Source organism: Achromobacter xylosoxidans (assembly GCF_001457475.1).
GTDB classification, from domain to species: Bacteria; Pseudomonadota; Gammaproteobacteria; order Burkholderiales; family Burkholderiaceae_B; genus Achromobacter; species Achromobacter xylosoxidans.
Map to the genome: position 1 here is coordinate 513881 of NZ_LN831029.1, position 20616 is coordinate 534496.

At 69.5% G+C, this 20616-nt stretch carries 20 protein-coding genes; 6 read left to right on the plus strand and 14 right to left on the minus strand.

Features of this window, described 5'->3' with window-relative positions:
• Positions 1-42: 42 nt before the first annotated feature.
• From serA to phoB, 9 genes are all read right to left on the minus strand, one after another.
• On the minus strand, positions 43-1242 hold the full coding sequence (serA, locus tag AT699_RS02430; protein ID WP_006386855.1) for a phosphoglycerate dehydrogenase: 1200 nt from the start codon (positions 1240-1242) through the stop codon (positions 43-45).
• A 146-nt stretch (positions 1243-1388) separates the two neighbouring features.
• Entirely contained in the window at positions 1389-1865 is a 477-nt protein-coding gene (locus AT699_RS02435; RefSeq protein ID WP_024067594.1) for a DUF411 domain-containing protein, read from the minus strand.
• Positions 1866-1883: 18 nt separating this feature from the next.
• Positions 1884-2738, minus strand: coding sequence for a copper resistance protein B (locus AT699_RS02440; RefSeq protein ID WP_169818063.1), 855 nt, complete (start codon positions 2736-2738; stop codon positions 1884-1886).
• Between the two features lie 108 nt (positions 2739-2846).
• Positions 2847-4640: a copper resistance system multicopper oxidase gene (locus tag AT699_RS02445; RefSeq protein WP_024067596.1), complete on the minus strand. Its 1794-nt coding sequence runs from the start codon at positions 4638-4640 to the stop codon at positions 2847-2849.
• Between the two features lie 18 nt (positions 4641-4658).
• Entirely contained in the window at positions 4659-5153 is a 495-nt protein-coding gene (locus AT699_RS02450; RefSeq protein WP_020925380.1) for a cupredoxin domain-containing protein, read from the minus strand.
• A gap of 74 nt (positions 5154-5227) precedes the next feature.
• Entirely contained in the window at positions 5228-6628 is a 1401-nt protein-coding gene (locus AT699_RS02455; RefSeq protein WP_024067597.1) for a heavy metal sensor histidine kinase, read from the minus strand.
• Positions 6625-7311 (minus strand): heavy metal response regulator transcription factor, encoded by a 687-nt coding sequence (locus tag AT699_RS02460; RefSeq protein ID WP_006386860.1) that lies wholly within the window; start codon positions 7309-7311, stop codon positions 6625-6627. The genes AT699_RS02455 and AT699_RS02460 overlap by 4 nt, the downstream gene beginning before the upstream one ends.
• A 64-nt stretch (positions 7312-7375) precedes the next feature.
• Complete coding sequence (phoR, locus tag AT699_RS02465; RefSeq protein ID WP_006386861.1) at positions 7376-8683, minus strand: phosphate regulon sensor histidine kinase PhoR; 1308 nt, start codon at positions 8681-8683, stop codon at positions 7376-7378.
• A 12-nt stretch (positions 8684-8695) separates the two neighbouring features.
• On the minus strand, positions 8696-9394 hold the full coding sequence (phoB, locus tag AT699_RS02470) for a phosphate regulon transcriptional regulator PhoB (RefSeq protein WP_006386862.1): 699 nt from the start codon (positions 9392-9394) through the stop codon (positions 8696-8698).
• Between the two features lie 161 nt (positions 9395-9555).
• Here phoB and ubiE point away from each other — a divergent pair, with 161 nt between their 5' ends.
• From ubiE to rfaE2, 6 genes are all read left to right on the plus strand, one after another.
• Positions 9556-10332 carry a bifunctional demethylmenaquinone methyltransferase/2-methoxy-6-polyprenyl-1,4-benzoquinol methylase UbiE gene (gene ubiE / locus AT699_RS02475; protein WP_006386863.1) on the plus strand — a complete coding sequence of 259 codons (777 nt, stop codon included), beginning with the start codon at positions 9556-9558 and terminating at the stop codon, positions 10330-10332.
• Positions 10333-10509: 177 nt separating this feature from the next.
• Positions 10510-11508 (plus strand): Tim44 domain-containing protein, encoded by a 999-nt coding sequence (locus tag AT699_RS02480; RefSeq protein WP_020925378.1) that lies wholly within the window; start codon positions 10510-10512, stop codon positions 11506-11508.
• A gap of 194 nt (positions 11509-11702) precedes the next feature.
• Entirely contained in the window at positions 11703-12341 is a 639-nt protein-coding gene (locus tag AT699_RS02485; protein WP_024067599.1) for a ubiquinone biosynthesis accessory factor UbiJ, read from the plus strand.
• Positions 12342-12344: 3 nt separating this feature from the next.
• Positions 12345-13898 (plus strand): ubiquinone biosynthesis regulatory protein kinase UbiB, encoded by a 1554-nt coding sequence (ubiB, locus tag AT699_RS02490; RefSeq protein WP_020925376.1) that lies wholly within the window; start codon positions 12345-12347, stop codon positions 13896-13898.
• 181 nt (positions 13899-14079) lie between these two features.
• The gene (locus AT699_RS02495; RefSeq protein WP_006386867.1) at positions 14080-14958 is read left to right on the plus strand and encodes a ferritin family protein; all 879 of its coding nucleotides are present in this window, start codon (positions 14080-14082) and stop codon (positions 14956-14958) included.
• A gap of 89 nt (positions 14959-15047) precedes the next feature.
• A complete protein-coding gene (gene rfaE2 / locus AT699_RS02500) occupies positions 15048-15536 on the plus strand; it encodes a D-glycero-beta-D-manno-heptose 1-phosphate adenylyltransferase (RefSeq protein ID WP_024067601.1) in 489 nt (162 codons plus the stop codon).
• A gap of 15 nt (positions 15537-15551) precedes the next feature.
• On the opposite strand, the gene AT699_RS02505 is transcribed toward rfaE2, so the two are convergent.
• From AT699_RS02505 to AT699_RS02525, 5 genes are all read right to left on the minus strand, one after another.
• A complete protein-coding gene (locus AT699_RS02505) occupies positions 15552-16883 on the minus strand; it encodes a TolC family outer membrane protein (protein ID WP_024067602.1) in 1332 nt (443 codons plus the stop codon).
• A gap of 98 nt (positions 16884-16981) precedes the next feature.
• Positions 16982-17662: a protein-L-isoaspartate O-methyltransferase family protein gene (locus AT699_RS02510; RefSeq protein ID WP_024067603.1), complete on the minus strand. Its 681-nt coding sequence runs from the start codon at positions 17660-17662 to the stop codon at positions 16982-16984.
• Between the two features lie 141 nt (positions 17663-17803).
• Positions 17804-18646, minus strand: a complete 843-nt coding sequence (gene thiD, locus AT699_RS02515; RefSeq protein ID WP_020925371.1) for a bifunctional hydroxymethylpyrimidine kinase/phosphomethylpyrimidine kinase — start codon at positions 18644-18646, stop codon at positions 17804-17806.
• A complete protein-coding gene (locus tag AT699_RS02520; protein WP_020925370.1) occupies positions 18643-19452 on the minus strand; it encodes a thiazole synthase in 810 nt (269 codons plus the stop codon). Before AT699_RS02520 ends, thiD begins: the two co-directional genes overlap by 4 nt.
• 247 nt (positions 19453-19699) lie before the next feature.
• Positions 19700-20608 carry a cobalamin-binding protein gene (locus tag AT699_RS02525; RefSeq protein ID WP_024067604.1) on the minus strand — a complete coding sequence of 303 codons (909 nt, stop codon included), beginning with the start codon at positions 20606-20608 and terminating at the stop codon, positions 19700-19702.
• Between the last annotated feature and the right edge of the window lie 8 nt (positions 20609-20616).

Below are 20616 nucleotides of genomic sequence, written 5' to 3' on the forward strand. Positions count from 1 at the left end.
AAAGGCCCGCGCGAGCGGGCCTTTCTCTTGAGCGCCTTTCCTTTACAGCCGGTCGCAGCGAACCGTGATCGGATGATCGCGCAGCGTCGTCATGACCAAATCATCGACCTCGCCATCGACGTCGGTGATCACGTAGCCGATCTGGCCCTTGGTCTGCAGGGTCTGGCTGACGATGTTCAGGCCGTGCTGCGCCATCAGGTTGTCCAGCGTGCCCAGCGCGCCGGGGGCGTTGCGGTGCACGTGCAGGATGCGGGTGGCGCCGGCCTGTTCCAGGTAGGGCAGTTCGGGGAAGTTGACCGCGCCCTTGGTGGTGCCGGCCTGCAGGAAGCGCACCAGCTTCTCGGCCACTTCGCGGCCGATGTTCTCTTGCGATTCCTGCGTGCTGCCGCCGATGTGCGGGGTGAGGATGACGTTGGGCAGGCCGATCAGCGGGCTGGCCAGCGGTTCGTCGGCGCCCTTGGGCTCGGTGGGGAACACGTCGAGCGCGGCGCCCGCCAGGTGGCCGGACTTGAGCGCGGCGTGCAGGGCGTCGATGTCGACCACGGTGCCGCGCGAGGCGTTGATGAGGATGGCGCCGCGGCGCATGCGGGCAATGGTCTCCGCATTCATGATGTTCTCGGTGGACTTGCCGCCGGGCACGTGCAGGGTGACCACGTCGGCCTGCTCCAGCAGGTCGTTGAGCGAGCCGGCCGGGCGGGCGTTGCCCAGCGGCAGCTTGGCTTCGACGTCGTGGTAGATGACGCGCATGCCGAGGCCTTCGGCCAGGGTGCTGATCTGCGAGCCGATGTTGCCGTAGCCGACGATGCCGAGCGTCTTGCCACGGGTCTCGAAGGCGCCGGCGGCGCTCTTGTCCCAGTGGCCGAGATGGACGCGGGCGTTCTTCTCGGGGATGCGGCGCAACAGCAGGATGGCTTCGCCCAGCACCAGCTCGGCGACCGAGCGGGTGTTGGAGAAGGGCGCATTGAACACCGGGATGCCGCGCTGCATGGCGGTGTCGAGGTCGACCTGGTTGGTGCCGATGCAGAAGCAGCCGACCACGCGCAGGTCGGGGTTGCCGGACAGCAGGGCGGCATCCAGGTGGGTACGAGAACGGATGCCCGCGACCTGGGCGCCGCGCAGGGCGTCCTGCAGCTGCGCCGGCGGCAGGGCCGCGGCGTGCGTGACGATGTCGGTGTAGCCGGCGGCTTCGAAGACGGCGCGGGCGCTCGGGTGGATGTTCTCGAACAGGACGATGTGTGCCATGACTGCCAGGGGTCGGGTGAGAAATGCGTTTTATTTATTGTGGCGCATTTTTGCTGCGGTGCAAGAGGTACCCATTGCCCGGGTGGGGATGAATTGTTTCAGAACGGCCGGGCGCCGCCCGGCCGGGAGCATCCCCGGGGCATCTCCTAACGATACGCCTGGAACACCTTGGCGCCGCCGCGCTTGTCCACCAGCAGGACATCATGTGGCGTCTTGCGGCCCCCGTATTCGGGGCCGTCCATGCCGGGCGAACCCAGCGGCATGCCAGGCGCGGAAAGGCCGGCGGCATCGGGCTTTTCGAGCAGCAGGCGGCGCACGTCGCTGGCCGGCACGTGGCCTTCGATGGCATAGCCGTCCACCACGGCCGTATGGCACGAGCCATAGTCGGCCATGCCGGCGTTGCGGCGCACCGGGCCGGTGTCCTGGACGTCGTGGGTGGTGACCTCGAAGCCGTTGTCGCGCATGTGCTTGACCCAGTCCTCGCAGCAGCCGCAGGTGGGCGTCTTCCACACCTGGACCTTGGGGGCGGATTGGGCCTGCGCGAGGATCGGCGCGGCGTACAGGGGCAGGGACAGCGCGGCCGCCAGCAGCAGGCGACGGGCGGGGATGAGAGGTGTTTTCATGGGTCTCCGCGAGAAAGATCAGAACCAGAAGCTCACGCCGGCCAGCACGGCGGCCTGCGAGCGACCTTGGCCGGCGGCGGACGCATAGTCCGCGGTGCGGCCGAACTTACGTTCGAAGGATACCCCGACGTAGGGCGCGAACTGGCGCGTGATCTCGTAGCGCAGGCGCAGCGACAGCGAAGCGTCGGACAGGCCCGAGCCGATGCCGCGCTCCGGGTCGTTGCGGCCGTAGGCGCTGGCCTCGATCTCCGGCGTGAAAATCAGACGCTGGGTAAGCAGCAGATCGTACTCGGCCTTCAGGGCCAGCGCGGTGCGGCCCGATGGGCCGGCGTAGGCGGTGGTCTCGAACTCGATGTTGTAGGGCAGCACGCCCTCGAGGCCGAGCGCGGCCCAGTTGCGCTTGGGACCGGTGCCGAAGTCGCGCCGCGCGCCCAGTTGCAGGTCCCAGAAAGGCGAGAAGGCGTGACTCCAGAGGGCCTCGACCTTGGCGCCGGAACCGCCGCCGCTTTCGCGTTCGCCTTCGCTCTTGATCACCAGCCGGTCGGTGGCGGTGCCCCACCAGAAGCGGCCGTCCCATTCCAGCGCGTTCTGGCCGTCGCGGTTGCGCGACCAGCCGAACTTGTCGAACAGCAGCCGCGACGAGGCGTCCCTGTCCATCATGTGCGGGTGCAGGCCGTAGCTGTCATAGCCACGCTTGCCGGCGCCGTCGCTGGACGGCAGGCTGCCGACGGGCGGCGCGGCGGCCGGCGCGCCGTGGTCCATGCCGGGCATGGAGGAATGATCCATGGCGGGCGGCATCGCGGGCTGTGGCTTGGCGGCGCCGTGGTTCATGCCCGGCATCGAACCATGATCCATGCCGGAATGGTCGTTCATGGCCTGGCCGAGGGCCGGCTGGCCGGCCAGGGCCGCCAGCAGGGCGGCGGTCAGCGCGGCGTGGCGGAACGGGGGAAAGGAAGTGCGCATATTCCGGTTTCTCATCGCCTACTCCACCACGACCGCCCTGAACATGCCGGCCTCCATGTGGTACAGCAGGTGGCAGTGGTAGGCCCAGTTGCCGCGGGCATCAGCGCTGACGCGGTAGCTCAGGCGCTGCGCCGGATTGAGCGACAGGGTGTGCTTGCGGACCTGGAAGGCGCCGTCGGGCGATTCCAGGTCGCTCCACAGGCCGTGCAGGTGGATGGGGTGGGTCATCATGGTGTCGTTGACCAGCACGAAGCGCACGCGCTCGCCGTAGCGCAGCACGATGGGCTTGGCGTCGGAGAACTTCACGCCGTTGAACGACCACATGTAGCGTTCCATGTTGCCGGTCAGGTGCAGCTCGATCTCGCGGGTTGGCGCGCGGTTGTCGTCGGGTTCGCGGATCGAGCGCAGGTCGGCGTAGGTCAGCACGCGGCGGCCGTTGTCGCGCAGGCCGATGCCGGGGTCGTCCAGGCGGGTGGAGACCACGTCGGGCAGCATCGAATTGCCGGGGCCGCGTTCCTCGGGATAGGGATGCCTGACCTCGACGATGCCGCCCTGGTCCGCGCCGCCGCCGTGGGAGCTGCCGTGGTCCATGCCGGGCATGGCGCCATGGTTCATGCCGGCCATCGCGCCGGCGGTCGCCTCGGGCGCGGCGCCATGATCCATGCCGCCCATGTCGTGCTTCATGCCCATGTCCATCATGCCGAGCAGCTGCACCCGGTCGACCGCGGGCACCTCGGCCTGCATGCCGGGGCGCGGCGCCAGGGTGGCGCGGGCGTAGCCGGAACGGTCCATGGCCTGCGAGAAGATGGTGTAGGCGCGGTCTTCGGCGGGCTCGACGATCACGTCGTAGGTCTCGGCCACGGCGATGCGGAATTCCTCCACGTCGACCGGCCGCACGTCCTGGCCGTCGGCCGCCACCACCGTCATCTTCAGGCCGGGGATGCGCACGTCGAAGTACGTCATGGCCGAGCCGTTGATGAAGCGCAGCCGCACGCGTTCGCCCGGCTTGAACAGGCCGGTCCAGTTGCCGGCCGGCGTCGCGCCGTTGGTCAGGAAGGTGTACGTGGCGCCGGAGACGTCCGCCAGGTCGGACGGGTTCATGCGCATCTGTTCCCACATCAGGCGCTCGGACAGCGCCGCCCGCCATCCCTTCTCGCCGGCCTCGCGGATCAGGCTCTCGACGCTGGGCTGGTTGCGGTTGTAGTAGTCGGGCATGGCCTTGAGCTTGTCGAAGACCCGCATCGGGTCTTCGTCCGTCCAGTCCGACAGCAGCACGGTGTAGTCACGGTCCGCGGCGATGGGATCGGGCCGCTGCGGGTCGATGACGATGGCGCCGTACAGGCCGGTCTGCTCCTGGAACCCCGAGTGGCTGTGATACCAGTAGGTGCCGCTCTGGCGCACGTCGAAGCGGTAGGTGAAGGTCTGGCCCGGATCGATGCCCGGGAAACTCAGGCCCGGCACGCCGTCCATTTCCGTGGGCAGCAGGATACCGTGCCAGTGGATCGAGGTCTGTTCGCGCAGGCGGTTGGTCACGCGCAGCGTGACCGTGTCGCCCTCGCGCCAGCGCAGCAGCGGGGCCGGCACCTGGCCATTGACGGTGGTGGCGATGCGGGCGGCGCCGGTGTAGTTGACCGGCGTTTCGCCGATCTCCAGGTGGAATTCGGTGCCGCGCAGTTCGGCGGGTGCGGCCGCGGCCTGCGCCGCGCGCGGGCCCGCGCTGGCGGCGCGCCAGCCGCCCAGCGCCGCCAACGCGCCGCCGGCGGCCAGTCCCTGCACGAAGCGGCGGCGGGTGGGAATAGGGAAGGTTTTCATGAGGGATCCGCGGCGGCGTTATTGCACCGACACCGCGCCCTTCATGCCGGCGGTGTAGTGGCCAGGTTCCAGGCAGCCGAAAGAAACGGTGCCGGCGCGGTCGAACTTCCAGACGATCTGGCCGCTCTTGCCCCCCTCCAGCGAGATCGCGTTGGCCTCTTCGTGGCGCATGCCGGGGTCCTTCATCATCATGGCGTAGTGGGCCTGCAGGTCGGCGTCGGTGCCCAGCACCATTTCATGGCGGATGCGGCCCGAGTTGCGCACGTTGAAGCGCACGGTCTCGCCGGCCTTGACCTGCACCTGCGCCGGCGTGAAGCGCATGGCGTCGGTCATGTCGATGTCGATGCTGCGGGTGACGCGGGCGGCGTCGCCGGGCGTGCCGATGGGGGCGGAGGCCGCCGGCATGGCGTGGCCGGCGTGTTCGCCATGGGCGCCGGCAGCGAAGGCGGTGCCGGTGCCGAGCAGCGCGGCCAGGGCCGTGATCTGGGTGATGCGGAGCAAAGTGCCTTTCATGCTGTTCCCTTGATGGGGGTTGACCATGGGAGGCACTTTAGGAAAACCGGGGTGACCCGGTTCTGTCGCGAAGATTACTTCTTTGTAATGTGGCCGCCGGCGGTGTCCGGGCCCGACCCGCGCAGGGTGATGCCGACCACCGTGCCCTCGGCGCCGGAGGCCGCGTCGACCTCGCCGCCATGCATGCGGGCGATGGCGCGCACGATCGCCAGGCCCAGGCCGTGGCCCTCGCTGCGCGGCGCGCGCGCCTGGCCGGAGCGGAAGAAGCGGTCGAAGATGCGCGGCAGGTCGGCCGCCGGGATCGGCGCGCCGGGGTTGCGCACTTCGACCCGCGCGCCGGCCGGGCGAGGCTGGCAGGCCAGCACGATCTCGCCGCCGCGCGGCGTGGCCTTGATGGCGTTGGAGATCAGGTTCGCCAGCGCGCGGCGCACCAGTCCGGGGTTGGCGGCGACGATGGCGTCGCCGTCGCAGCGCAGCGTGACGCCGCGGTCTTCCAGCGCCGCCTCGTAGAAGTCGGCGACGCGCCGGGCCTCGGCGGCCAGCGACACCGGTGCCAGGTCGGCGGCGCGCTCGCCGCGGTCGGCGCGGGCCAGGAACAGCATGTCGTTGACCAGCGTCTTCAGGTCTTCCAGCGTTTCCAGGTTGGATTCGAGCGCGTCGCGCAACTCGGCCGCGTCGCGGCCGCTGGACAGGGTCACCTGGGTGCCGTTGATCAGCGTGGCCAGCGGCGTGCGCAGTTCGTGCGCCACGTCGGCGTTGAATCCTTCCATCTGCTGGTAGGCGGCCTGCAGCCGTTCCAGCGTGCGGTTGAACGACAGCACCAGCTCATGCAGCTCGCGGTCGGTGTCGCGCAGCGGCAGGCGCACGGCCAGGTTGTCGGGCTGGATGCGGGCCGCCTGTTCCGACAGCCGCCGCGTGGGCGCCATGCTGCGGCGCACGGCCCAGGCCGCCAGCACCACGGTGGCGCCCACCCACAGCGCGCAGATCAGCGCCAGCGCGGTGCCGTAGGCGTAAAGGAACTGCGAACTGGTGCGGGTGCTGACCGCCACCGTCAACTGCGCGCCTGGCAGGATGCGGTCGTCGACCGCGACGCGCAGACCGCGCAGGCGGCTGCCGTCGGCCTGCTGCAACAGCACCTGCCGGTCCGGCAGGACCTGCAGGGTTTCGGGGATGGCGCCGCCATAGACTGGATGGCCCTGCGCGTCGACGATCCAGATGCCGAGCTGGCTCTGGCCGGCGCGCATGTCGTCGAAGGTGGCGGCCAGGTCGTGCAGGCCGCGCGCGTTGTTCTGCATGTCGATCAGGTGGTTGATCAGTTCCAGCTTGCCGCTGACCTCGGTGATCTCCTGGCGTTCGACTTCGCGCTTGAGGGCCCAGAACAGGGTGGCGCCGGCCAGGCTGGAAACCAGCAGCGCGATCGCGCCCAGCAGCAGGGTCAGGCGCGCCTGCATCGAGCGCACGCGCGGCGGCTTCATCCGCGCGCGGGCTCCGGCCGCGATTCGAGCACGTAGCCCATGCCGCGCACGGTGTGCAGCAGCTTGGCCTCGAACGGGTCGTCCAGCTTGCTGCGCAGGCGCCGCACGGCCACGTCGATGACGTTGGTGTCGCTGTCGAAATTCATGTCCCAGACCTGTTCGGCCAGGGTGGTGCGCGACAGCACCTGGCCCTGGCGCCGCAGCAGCAGGGCCAGCAGGTTGAATTCCTTGGCGGTCAGGTCCAGGCGGCGGCCGCCGCGCGCGACCTTGCGCCGCGCCAGGTCGAGTTCCAGGTCGGCCAGGCGGAACACGGTGGGTTCCTGCGAGCGGCCGCGCCGCAGCAGCGCCTGCACGCGGGCCAGCAGCTCGGAGAAGGCGAAGGGCTTGATCAGGTAATCGTCGGCGCCGCCTTCCAGCCCGCGCACGCGGTCCTCGACGGCGTCGCGCGCGGTCAGCATCAGGATCGGCGTGTCCTTGTTGGCGCGCACCGCGGCCAGGATGCCGAAGCCGTCCACGCCGGGCAGCATCACGTCCAGCACGATCAGGTCGTAGGCGCCTTCCAGCGCCAGGTGCAGGCCGTTGACGCCGTCGCGCGCCAGGTCGACCACATGGCTCTGCTCCGACAGGCCTTTCTTGAGGTAGTCGGCCAGCTTGGGTTCGTCTTCGATGACCAGGATGCGCATGGCCGGGAATTTACCATCCGCGCCGCGGTTGCGGCGCGGATCATGCGCGTGGCGCGCCGGCGTGTCAGGCGGATGGGTCGACCGCGATGCGATCCGGCGGGAAGCGCAGCGCGAACAGGCTGCCCTTGCCGGGCTCGCTGCTGATGAGCAGCTCGGCATCGTGGCGCATGGCGATGTGCTTGGTGATGGCCAGGCCCAGGCCGGTGCCGCCGACCGCGCGCGAGCGGCCGCGGTCGACGCGGTAGAAGCGTTCGGTCAGGCGCGGGATGTGGCGCGCGGGGATGCCGATGCCGGTGTCCTGCACGCTGTAGCGCCCGCCGCCGTCGGCCTCGCGTTCCCAGCGCACGGTGATGGTGCCGCCGTCGGGCGTGTAGCGCACGGCGTTGGTCAGCAGGTTCGACAGGGCCGAGGTCAGTTCGGTCTCGGCGCCGAGCACGTCGACGGTTTCGTCGATGTGCCATTCGATCACATGGCGTCCGCCCGACAGCGCCTCGATCTGCTGGCGCGCCTTTTGCAGCAGCGCGCCCATGTTGACCGCGCGCGGGTCGCTGCCCGGCGACGATTCCAGCGTCGACAGCGTCAGCAGGTCCTCGACGATGGCCTGCATGCGCTGGGCCTGCTCGTGCATCATGTCCAGGTACTGCGCGCGCTGCTCGGGCGGCAGGGCGTCGGCGGGCATGTCGCGCAGCGTTTCCAGGAAACCCGCCAGCACCGTCAGCGGCGTGCGCAGTTCGTGCGAGACGTTGGCGACGAAATCGCGGCGGGTGGTCTCCAGGCGCTCGATCTGGGTCACGTCGCGGGTGATGAGCAGGCGCTGGTTGCTGGCGTAGGCCGTCAGCTGCATCATCATCAGCCGCTCCTGGCCGTTCTGGCCCAGGCGCACCAGGATGGGATCGGGCCAGGAGGCGCGGTGCGCGTATTCGACGAATTCCGGCGCGCGCAGCAGGTTCAGCAGGTTGTGGCCGCGGTCGGCCGGCAGGCGCAGGCCCAGGTGCTGGCGCGCCATGCGGTTGCACCAGTCGATCTGGAAGTCTTCATTGAGCGTGACCGCGCCGTCAGGCAGGGCCTGCGCCGCCGCCAGCATGCCCTGCATGGTGTCGCGGGTTTCGGCCAGCTCGCGGGCCCGGGCGCGGGTGTAGCGGTAGAGGGGGGCGAGGATATCGTCCCAGGGGCCGACCGAGGCGGGCGGCGAGGTGTCGGGATGCCTGGCCCAGTGCGACACCAGGTGCAGGCGCCAGCTGCGCCACAGCAGCATGACGACCAGGGCGGCGCTGAACAGCACCCAGCCGGCGGGATCTCCAATGAGCCATTGCGCCAATAGCGCGATCGCCGCCCACAGGGCGACCAGGATAAGGGTGCGCAGCCAGATCATCGTGCGGGAGTTTTACCGCGCCGGGACCTGTGCCGTAAACCGGTAGCCGCTGCCGCGCACCGTTTCCACGTGCGCATCGTGGCCGCTGGGCTCCAGGGCCTTGCGCAGGCGGCGGATGTGCACGTCGACGGTGCGTTCCTCGACGAAGACGTGATCGCCCCAGACCTGGTCCAGCAGTTGCGAACGCGAGAACACGCGTTCCGGATGGGTCATGAAGAAATGCAGCAGGCGGAATTCGGTGGGGCCGATCTGCAGCGACTGGCTGTTGCCCGACAGGCGGTGCGTCACCGGATCGAGCTTGAGGCCGCCGACGTCGATCACGTCGTCGGTCAGCTGCGGCGCGCGGCGGCGCAGCACGGCCTTGATGCGGGCCATCAGCTCCTTGGGCGAGAAGGGCTTGGTGATGTAGTCGTCGGCCCCGGCTTCGAGGCCATCGACCTTGTCCTGCTCGGAACCCTTGGCGGTCAGCATGATGACCGGGACGGCGCGGGTGCGCTCGTCGTTGCGCAGCTTGCGCGCCATGGCCAGGCCGGAGGTGCCGGGCAGCATCCAGTCCAGCAGGATCAGGTCGGGCAGTTCGGCGCGGATCAGGGTCTGGGCCTGGTCGGCGTCGAAGGCGCGCAGCACCTTGTGGCCGGCGAAGGACAGGTTGACGGCGATCAGTTCCTGGATTGCGGGTTCGTCTTCGACGACGAGGATGGTGCTGGACATGGCGAATAGGGCACGCTTCGGAGCGCCGGCGCGGCGCGAACATTGCGATAGTATGGCCGCAATATTTCAGGTATGTGACCGCACGGCGCCTTCCCGCGCCCGCGGGCGGCATCCGGCGGGCCCCGATAGGCTACCATTGGACGATATATCGGGAATTCACCATGCAAAACCCCTCCGAATCGCAACATTCCGCGGATTCCGCGTCCCAATCGACGCATTTCGGCTTCCAATCGGTGCCGGAAAGCGAAAAAGCCCGCAAGGTCGCCGAAGTCTTCCACTCGGTGGCGCAGCGCTACGACATCATGAACGATTTCATGTCGGCCGGCCTGCACCGCGTCTGGAAGGCCTTCACCATCGGCCGCGCCGCCATCCGCCCCGGCATGAAGGTGCTGGACATCGCGGGCGGCACCGGCGACCTGGCCAAGGCTTTCGCCAAGCGCGCCGGCCCCACCGGCGAGGTCTGGCTGACCGATATCAACGATTCCATGCTGCGCGTCGGCCGCGACCGCCTGGCCGACGCCGGCCAGCTGGTGCCCACCGCCGTCTGTGACGCCGAGCGCCTGCCGTTCCCGACGGGCTATTTCGACCGCGTCAGCGTGGCTTTCGGGCTGCGCAACATGACCCACAAGGATCGCGCCCTGGCCGAGATGACCCGCGTGCTCAAGCCGGGCGGCAAGCTGCTGGTGCTGGAGTTCTCCCGCATCGCCAAGCCGCTGGCGCCGGCCTACGACTGGTATTCCTTCAACGTGCTGCCCTGGCTGGGCAAGACGGTGGCCAAGGACGAGGCCAGCTACCGCTACCTGGCCGAATCCATCCGCATGCATCCCGACCAGGAAACCCTGGCCGACATGCTGCGCACCGCCGGCCTGGAGCGGGTGCAGTACTTCAACCTGACGGCCGGCATCGCGGCCCTGCACGAGGGCGTGCGCTTGGCCTGATTGCGCTGGGTCCGATTCGGCTTGCCGTTGCCCCGGGGGAACTTGTGGGGCGGCGGCTTGTCCGTTATTCTTACGTCATTCAGATTACTGTAAGGAAGTCGCGCTGAAGGACCGCACGATCCGTGCGGCCTTCCGCTGCTCGGGGGCAGCGGGGCGCGGGTACGAGGGAGCACATCCATGACCAAATTCTGTTTCTCGCGGTTTGTCGCCGCGGCGCTCATCGCCATTTCCGGCGCCGCGCTGGTAACGGCGTCGTTCGACGCCGAAGCCCGCCGCGCCGGCGGCGGCAGCAGCGTCGGCCGCCAATCCTCCAATGTGACCCAGCAGCGCCAGGCCACCACGCCGCCGACCGCCGCCAGCAACACCGCAGGCGCCACCGCGGCGCCGGCGGCCGCCGGCGCGGCCACGGCCGGTGCCGCGGGCGCCGCCGCCAAGAGCGGCGCATCGCGCTGGCTGGGCCCCATCGCCGGCATCGCCGCCGGCCTGGGCATCGCCGCCTTGCTGTCGAGCATGGGCCTGTCGGGCGCTTTCGCCGAATTCCTGTCGTCCGCGCTGCTGATCGCCCTGGTCGTGTTTGCCGTGATGTTCATCATCCGCCGCCTGCGCGGCGCCGCGCCGCGTCCGGCCACCCAGGGTGCCTTCGGTGGCGCCAACAACGCGCCCGGCCAGCCGCAGCAACAGCCCATGTGGCGTGAAGCGCTGAAGCCGACCGCCCCGGCCGCGGCCCCGGCCGCTGCCGCCGCGGCGCCGGCCGCCGTGCTGCCCAAGGCAGGCGACGACAACAACTGGTTCGTGCCCGGCGACTTCGATACGCCCAACTTCCTGAAGCAGGCCAAGGAACAGTTCGTGCGCATCCAGGCTGTGTGGGACAGCGGCAGCACCGATCGCCTGCGCGACTACCTGACCGACGACCTGATCACCGAGCTCAAGCCGCAGTTGGCCGAGCGCGGCGCCGCGCCCAACAAGACCGAAGTGGTGCTGCTGAACGCCGAGCTGCTGGGCATCGAAACGGTGTCCGACGGCCACCTGGCCAGCGTGCGCTTCTCGGGCATGCTGCGCGAGACCCCGGGCGCCGAAGCCTTCCGCTTCGAGGAAGTCTGGAACCTGTTCAAGCCCGCCAACGGCGGCTGGCTGCTGGCCGGCATCCAGCAGATCCCGGTCGAATACGCCAGCTGATCGCGGCGGCGTCTCTCTTCCGATAGCGGGGCGGCCAGGCGGCCGTCCGCCACAACCGGCCCTTCAGGGCCGGTTTTTCCATGCGTCGGCGCAAACGGCGCCCGGACTTCCCGTAACAGACCCCCATCCAACCCGGTACACTCCCGATTTACCCATCAACTTCGTCACCCCCGCCCGCGGGGCCGCGGACCGTCATGTCGCCTTTTTCGTTTCTGCCTACTCCTGCACGGCTGGCCGTCGGCGCGCTCAACGCCCTGTTGAAGCGCGAAGACTGGGCGCGCGAACGCCTGGCCCGCCATGCCGGCAAGACGGTGCGTTTCGCGCTGGGCGGATTCACCCTGGGCCTGACCATCGACAGCGAGGGCCTGGCGGCCCAGGCCGACGCGGCGGTGGTGCCCGACGTGACCCTGACGGTGGCGCCCGAGAGGCTGCCGCTGCCGCGCCTGGGCGCGGGGGGCGAAACCCCCGATTTCGCCGAGGCCACGCACATCTCCGGTGACGCGGCCCTGGCGCAGGTGGTGGCGGACCTGTCCAAGCAGTTGCGCTGGGACCCCGAGGACAGCCTGGCCCGCCTGGTCGGCGACATTCCGGCGCTGCGCATCGTCGGCGGCCTGCGCGCGGCGACCGGCGGCGCGCGCCAGGCCGGCCAGCGCCTGGCCGAGAATGTGTCCGAATACCTGGCCGAGGAAAACGGCATGTTGCTGGGCCGGCCGGCGCTGGAGCAATGGCGCCTGGACCTGGCCGAGCTGAACGCCCGCGCCGACGCGCTGGCGCGCTCGGCCGCCGCCCTGCAATCGCGGTTGGCCACGGCCGCCGGCAAGCGGGGCGCCTGACCCATGTTCCCGTTGCTGCGCCTGTTCCGCATCATCCTGGTTTCGCTGCGCTATGGCCTGGACGAGCTGGTGCTCTCCAGCCTGAACCATCCGCTGGCCACCTGCCTGCTGCGCGTCATCCGCCTGGGCACCCGGCCGCGCAAGCCGCGCGGCCTGCGGCTGCGCCTGGCGCTGGAATCGCTGGGGCCGATCTTCGTGAAGTTCGGCCAGGTGCTGTCGACCCGCCGCGACCTGATCCCGGCCGACATCGCCAACGAGCTGGCGCTGCTGCAGGACCGCGTGCCGCCGTTCCCGTCGGCCCAGGCCGCCGCCTGCATCGAGGCCGCGCTGGGCGCGCCGCCCGAAAAGCTGTTCGCGCAGTTCCAGGTCGACCCGGTGGCGTCGGCCTCCATCGCCCAGGTGCACTTCGCGGTGCTGCACGACGGCCGCGAGGTGGCGGTCAAGGTGCTGCGCCCGGGCATGCTCAGCATCATCGAGAAAGACCTGTCGCTGCTCAAGATCGTGGCCCGCATTATCGAGCGCCTGGGCGCCGATGGCCGCCGGCTCAAGCCGCGCGAGGTGGTGGCCGAGTTCGACAAGTACCTGCACGACGAACTCGACCTGGTGCGCGAGGCCTCCAACTGCAGCCAGTTGCGCCGCAATTTCGGCCCGGAATCCGGCCGCGGCGACATGCTGATGGTGCCCGAGGTGATCTGGGAATACACCGCGTCCACCGTGTTCACCATGCAGCGCATGTATGGCGTGCCGGTGGGCCAGGTCGAGCGCATGCGCGCCGCCGGCATCGACATTCCGACCCTGGCGCGCACCGGCGTCGAGATCTTCTTCACCCAGGTGTTCACCGACGGCTTCTTCCATGCCGACATGCACCCGGGCAACATCTACGTGTCCGACCGGCCCGAGACGCTGGGCAGCTACATTGCCCTGGACTTCGGCATCGTCGGCTCGCTGTCGGAATTCGACAAGAACTACCTGGCGCAGAACTTCCTGGCCTTCTTCCATCGCGACTACCGCCGCGTGGCGCAGTTGCACATCGAGTCGGGCTGGGTGCCGCCCGATACGCGCGAGGAAGAACTGGAGGGCGCGGTGCGCGCCGTCTGCGAACCCTATTTTGACCGGCCGTTGTCCGAGATTTCGCTGGGCCAGGTGCTGTTGCGCCTGTTCCAGACCTCGCGCCGGTTCAATGTGGAGATCCAGCCGCAGCTCGTGCTGCTGCAGAAGACGTTGCTGAACGTCGAAGGCCTGGGGCGGCAGCTCGACCCCAACCTGGATCTCTGGAAGACCGCCAAGCCCTACCTGGAACGCTGGATGCGCCAGCGTGTCGGAATCAAGGGCTTGCGGCAGAGCCTGGAGAAAGAAGCCGCGCAGTGGTCGCAGATGCTGCCCGCGCTTCCCAGGCTGGTCCACGACCACCTGAACCGCCCGAATCTCTCGCCGGCCCTGCTGGCCGAGATGGCGCAGTTGCGGCGGGCCCAGGAGCAGAACAACCGGCTGGTCGCGGCGCTGGTTGGCGTGCTGGCCCTCGGGATCGGGGTGGCGTTGTGGGCATTGACCCGATAGGCGGCGCGATGGTGTAAGTGCGATCCCCTGTCATGTTTCATTCATGAAACGGTCATCATAGCTTCGCGGGAGACGGCGAAAAATAGCGCTGGGCAGACTTGTGCAGCGTCACGCCGGCAAGTGCGTGCGCCATTCATCAATTTCTATAGCCCCACTGGCGGGACGAAAACAAGGGCAGAACATGCTTTATCCTGAACTCTTCAAGACCATGGAAGCGGTGCGCTGGAACATGGCGCACGATATTCCCTGGGGCGACTTCGATCGCAGCAAGCTCTCGGACGAGCAGGCGCACACGATCAAGATGAACGCCATCACCGAGTGGGCCGCGCTGCCGGCCACCGAGATGTTCCTGCGCGACAATCGCGGCGACAGCGATTTCTGCGCCTTCATGTCGGTGTGGTTCTTCGAAGAACAAAAGCATTCCCTGGTGCTGATCGAATACCTGCGCCGCTTCCGTCCCGATCTGGTGCCCACGGAAGAAGAGCTGCACAACGTGCGCTTCGAATTCGACGTCGCGCCCGAGCTGGAAACGCTGATGCTGCACTTCTGCGGCGAAGTGCGCCTGAACCACTGGTATCGCCGCGCCGCCGAATGGCACACCGAGCCGGTCATCAAGGCCATCTACAAGACCGTGGCGCAGGACGAGGCCCGTCACGCCGGCGCCTACCTGCAATACATGCGCCGCGCGCTGCACAACCGCGGCGAGGACACCAGCGTCCAGGCGCGCCTGGCGTTCTCCAAGATCGGTGTGCTGATGGCCTCGGCCGGCCGCACCCAGCAGGCCCTGCATCCGACCAACCTGCACGTCAACAAGGACCTGTTCCCCAACGACACGGTGCAGTCGCGCCTGCCCGAGCCGGGCTGGCTGGAGCATTGGCTGGACAGCCAGATCCGCTTCGACGGCATCTGGGAACAGAAGGTCGCCACCCGTATCCTGCACATCCTGTCCAAGCTGATGGACCGCAGCTTCGAGACGGTCAAGGACCTGAACCGCTACCGCAAGGAAATGACGGCGCTGGTGGTGCCCAAGGAAAAGGAAATCGTGCTGGCCGGCGCCTGATCGGGCGCCACGGCGGCGCGCGCCGGCCCCGGCCGGGCGCGTTCGATGACCGATGACGGCGGCCGCGGCCGCCGTCGTACAATCGCGCCATGCCAGCCGCCCGTTTCGAATCCAAAGTCCTGTCCCGCGACGACTGCGTCGCCGCCGTTGCCGCCGGCCGCCTGCCGCGGCCGCTGGTGTTCACCAATGGCGTCTTCGACATCCTGCACCGGGGCCACGCCACCTACCTGGACCAGGCCGCCCAGCTGGGCGCGACGCTGGTCGTGGCGGTCAATACCGATGAGTCGGTGCGCCGCCTGGGCAAGGGCGCCGAGCGCCCGCTGAACCGCATGGAAGACCGCGCCGCGCTGCTGGCGGCGCTGGGCTTCGTCACGGTGGTCACCTCGTTCCAAGAGGACACGCCCGAGGCCCTGATCGGCCAGCTCAAGCCGGACCTGATCGTCAAGGGCGGCGACTACGACATGGAAAAACTGCCCGAGACCGCCCTGGTCAAGTCCTGGGGCGGCCGCGCGGTGGCCATTCCGTTCGAGTTCGAGCGGTCCACCACGGCCCTGGTCAGGAAGATCCAGGGCGCCTGAGGCGGCGCCACGCGCTCAGCGCGGCTCGCGCAGCAGGCGGTTGATGGCGTCCAGGTCGGACTCGCCCAGGATGCCGCTGGTGGCCTTCAGGCGCAGCCCCGACAGCACCGTGCTGTAGCGCGCCAGCGCCAGGTCGCGCTGGGTGGCATAGAGCTGCTGCTGGGCGTTGAGCACGTCCAGGTTGATGCGCACGCCCACTTCGTAGCCCGTGCGGTTGGCCTCGACCGCGGCGCGGCTGGATTTCTCGCCCGCCTCCAGCGCCTGGATGCGCGCCAGGCCGCTGGTGACGCCGGTGTAGTACTGGCGCGCGGCCTGCACCGCCTGGCGCCGCGCCGCCTCGAAATCGTGGCGCGCCTTCTGTTCCAGCTGCACTTTTTCCGTGACCTGCGAGGATACGCCACCCCCCGAATACAGCGGAATCGACAGCACCACGCCGATGGTGCTGTCGATCGGCTTGCCCGGCGCGGCGTTGCGCATCACCGCATCGCTGGCGCTGCCGCTGGTGGCGCGCAGGTTCAGGGTGGGGTAGTGGCCGCTCCTGGCGATCTGGATTTCGCGTCCGGCGATGCGGGTCAGCAATTGCGCCCGCAGCACCTCCAGGCTGGAGGATTCGGCCTGGTTGCTCCAGTCCGCCACGCGAGCCGGCTGCGGCGCGGGCAATTGCACCCCGGGCGGCAGTTCGGCCAGCGCGCCAGGGGCCGTGCCGATGATCTTGGCCAGTTCCTCGCGGCGCACGTCCAGGTCGTTCTGCAGGCGCAGTTCCTGCGCCACCACCAGGTCGTAGCGCGCCTGCGCTTCGTAGGTGTCGGTGATGGTGGCGTTGCCCAGCTCGAAATTGCGCTTGGCCGACTCCAGCTGGCCGGCCACGGCGGCCTTCTCGGCCTCGGTCGCGGTCAGGGCGTCCTGGGCGTACAGCACGTTGAAATAGGCGTCGGCCACGCGCAGCAGCAGGTCCTGGTAGGCCTGCTGCAATTGCACTTCGACGTCGGCGACGATGAGCTTGGACTGCTCGTAGTTCTGCCAGCGGCCCCAGTCGAACAGCGGCTGGGTCAGCGCCAGGTCCCAGACGCCGCGGCCGCCGCTGTAGGCCATGCTCAGGCCGCGGGTGCTGCGGGTTTCCTGGTAGGCGCCGCCGACGCCGGCCGAGACCTCGGGCAGCAGCAGGGCGCGCGCCTGCGGCTCTTTTTCGAGGCCGGCGCGGTAGCTGGCGCGCGCCGCGGCGTAGATCGGGTCATTGCCCAGGGCGGATTGCCATACCTGCAGCAGGTTCTGCGCGCACGCGGCAGACGGGCCGACACTTGCGGCGGAGGTAAAAACCAGTAAAGCCGTAAGCAATCGGACGCGCATGATGTGTCAGGAGGAGGGGTGCTGCTCCAGGGAATCCGGGGCGGGGGCCCGTGGCGGGCCGGACCGGCGCGGCGGGGCCGCAAGGCCCCGCCAGGGACTCAGAACTTGAACTGCGACACCGTGGCGCCGCGCAGGGGCTTGATGACCGTTTCGAACAGATTGACGGTCTCGAAGCTGGCGGCGGTGGTGCGGGTGATGCGACAGGCCGTCATGACCGGAGCCTGGCCGACGACGACGACCAGGCGGCCGCCCACGCGCAGTTGGTACTTGAGCGCGTCTGGCACGACCGGCACGGAACCCGTCACCAGGATCGCGTCGTATTCGGTGGAACCCCAGCCGTTGCGGCCGTCGCCGGTCTCGACCTTGACGTTGGTGACGTTGTTCATCTGCAGGTTCTGCTGCGCGAACGTGACCAGGCGGCTGTCGATCTCGACCGAGGTGACCTGTTGCGCCAGGTAGCCCAGCAGCGCGGCCTGGTAGCCGGAGCCGGTGCCGATTTCCAGCACGCAGTCGGACTTGCTCAGTTGCAGGTCCTGGGCCAGGCGGGCTTCGACCTTGGGCGCGAGCATGGTCTGGCGGGTGTTGACCGCGTTGATTTCCAGCGGCAGTTCCAGGTCGGAAAACGCCAGGGCGCGCAGGGCCGGCGGAACGAACTGTTCGCGGCGCACATCGAACAGCGCCTGCAGCACGTTGGCGTCCAGGACGTCCCAGGGGCGGATCTGCTGTTCCACCATGTTGAAGCGGGCTTGTTCTACGTCGGGCAGGGTCGAAGCGTTCATGACGGTCAGAAAAAACAGAGGAATCAACTGACCATTGTACCGATTCGTAGCGTCCTGTGACGCCGCCGGGGCCGCGGCCTGGTTACAGACCGGGGAAACCGTCAGCCGGGGCGGCGCTTTCGGACGCAATGACGGCCGGTATCACCACCAGGCGTGGAAGTGGTGCACCGGGCCATGGCCGGAACCGACCGACAGGCGCTCGGCGTGGCGGATGGCTTCGGTCAGGTAGGCCTTGGCGCGGCGCGCGGCCTCGGGCACGTCCTCGACCTGGGGCAGCAGCGCGGCCAGGGCGGCCGACAGGGTGCAGCCGGTGCCATGGGTGTTGGCGGTCTCGATGCGGTGGCCGGGCAGCTCGATCATGCGGTCGCCGTCGTGCAGCAGGTCGATGGTGTCGTTGCCGGGCAGGTGGCCGCCCTTGACCATGACCCAGCGCTGGCCCGAATGCGCCAGCTTGTTGCGCAGGCGTTCGGCCACCCGCCGCATTTCCTTGACCGTTTCCACCGGGCGCTCTTCCAGCAGCACGCCGGCCTCGGGCAGGTTGGGGGTGAGCAGCGTGGCCTGCGGCAGCAGCGCTTCGCGCATGGCGCCGACGGCGTCGCGTTCCAGCAGCAGGTCGCCGCTCTTGGCCACCATGACCGGGTCCAGCACCACATGCGCCGGGGTCCACTTGGCCAGCTTCTCGGCCACCACCTGGATCACCGGCTGCTGGCCCAGCATGCCGATCTTGACCGCGTCGATGCGCACGTCGGCGAACAGGGTGTCGATCTGCTGGCCGACGAAGGCCGGCGGCACCGGCGAGATGCCGCTGACGCCCTGGGTGTTCTGCGCGGTGAGCGCGGCGATGACGGCGCAGCCATAGGCGCCCAGGGCGCTCATGGCCTTGACGTCGGCCAGGATGCCGGCGCCGCCGGACGGGTCGACGCCGGCGATGGTCAGCGCGTTGGGGATCGGGCGGCCGTTGGCGGCCGGCTGGCGGCTGCTCATTTGGCGGCGCCGGGCGCGGCGGTGATCAGGCCCTCGGTGGGCGAGCTGGGCGCGCCGCTGTAGAGCTTTTTCGGCATGCGGCCGGCCAGGAAGGCCTCGCGGCCGGACTCGACGCCCTTCTTCATGGCGCTGGCCATCAGCACCGGGTCGCGCGCGGCGGCGATGGCGGTGTTCATCAGCACGGCGTCGCAACCCAGTTCCATGGCGATGGCGGCGTCCGAGGCGGTGCCCACGCCCGCGTCCACCACCACCGGCACGCGCGCCTGGTCGATGATCAGGCGCAGGTTCCAGGGATTCAGGATGCCCATGCCGGAGCCGATCAGCGAGGCCAGCGGCATCACGGCCACGGCGCCCATGTCTTCGAGCATGCGGCACTGGATGGGATCGTCGGTGCAATAGACCATGACCTGGAAGCCTTCGTCGACCAGGGTCTTGGTGGCCTTCAGGGTCTCGGGCATGTTGGGGAACAGCGTGTGCGGGTCGCCCAGCACTTCCAGCTTGACCAGGGCGTGGCCGTCCAGCAGTTCGCGCGCCAGGCGCAGCGTGCGCACGGCGTCGTCGGCCGAGTAGCAGCCGGCGGTGTTGGGCAGCAGCGTGAACCTGGACATCGGCACGTAGTCGAGCAGGTTGGGCTCGCCCGGGTTCTGGCCGATGTTGGTGCGGCGGATGGCGACCGTGACGATCTCGGTGCCGCTGGCGTCCAGCGCCGCGCGGGTCTGTTCGAAATCCTTGTACTTGCCGGTGCCGACGAGCAGGCGCGACGAATAGGCGCGGCCGGCGATGGTGAGAGTGTCTTGAGTGGTCATGGCGGTGCTTCAAAGAGCGGGCGCGCGCAGCGGGACCCGCGGGGGCTGGCTGATCATCGGGGATCAACGGGTTGATCACGGTTAGGCGAATCATAAAGCACGGCGCGGCGCGGCTGCGACCAAGGCCACGCTGGCGCGTTCCACAAATCGCGCTTGCCGCGCACGATGGGCGGGCGCGAATGACCGGGTCGCGGACAGGGGTATGCCGCCGGCCCCGCGCCGGGCGGGGGCTTTCGAGCCGCCGGCCCTAGCGCGCCCGCAGGCCGTCCAGGTCCGCGCACAACTGCTCGGCCGCGTCGATCAGGCGCGGGCCGGGGCGGTACAGCGCGTCGGCGTCGATGCCGTAGACGTGGCCGGCCAGCGCCGCCGGCAGGCCCATGGCGCGCCAGGCCGCCAGGTTGCGGGCGGTGTCCGCGGGCGCGGAGACGCCGGCCAGCACCGCGTCGGGCCGCGCCGCCAACACGCTTTCCAGGCCGACCTGCGGGGCCACGACCGGCGCCTGCTCGAAGACGTTGACGCCGCCGCACAGCCGCAGCGCGTCGCTGACGATGCTGGCGTGGTTCAGGGTGTAGATCGGGTCCAGGCCCGCCTGCACGAAGACGCGCACCGGCGCGCGGCCGGCGTAGCGCGCGGCCAGCGCGTCGAGCCGCGCGCGCAGGGCCTGGGCGGCGGGCGCCGCCCGCGCCTCGGTGCCGAACAGCACGCCCAGGCGTTCGACCGCGTCGGGGATGGCCGCCAGCGTCTGCGGGTCGCTGTAGTAGAGCGGCACGCCCAGCTTGTCCATCACGCGCGCCAGCGGCGCGGCGGCCGATGGTTGCCAGGCGATGACCAGGTCGGGACGGGCGGCGGCCACGCGCTCGGGATCGGGCTGGGTGCCGTCGCCGATGACCGGCAGGGCGCGAGCCGCGGGCGGATAGTCGCTGCCCCGGATGGTGGCGACCAGGTAGGCGCCGGCGCCGGCCGCGTAGACCAGCTCGGTGGCGTGCGGCGCGAGGGTCACCGCACGCCGCGCCGGGGCCGCCAGGGTCAGGTCGCGGCCGCGATCGTCGCGCGCGTGGATCGCCGCAGTGGGGCCGGCAGGGGTGTCGGCCGCCGCCGGACCGGGGCCGGACAGCAGCCCCAGGACGGCGAACGGAAGGGCGCGGACGAAGGTCATGCGAGGGA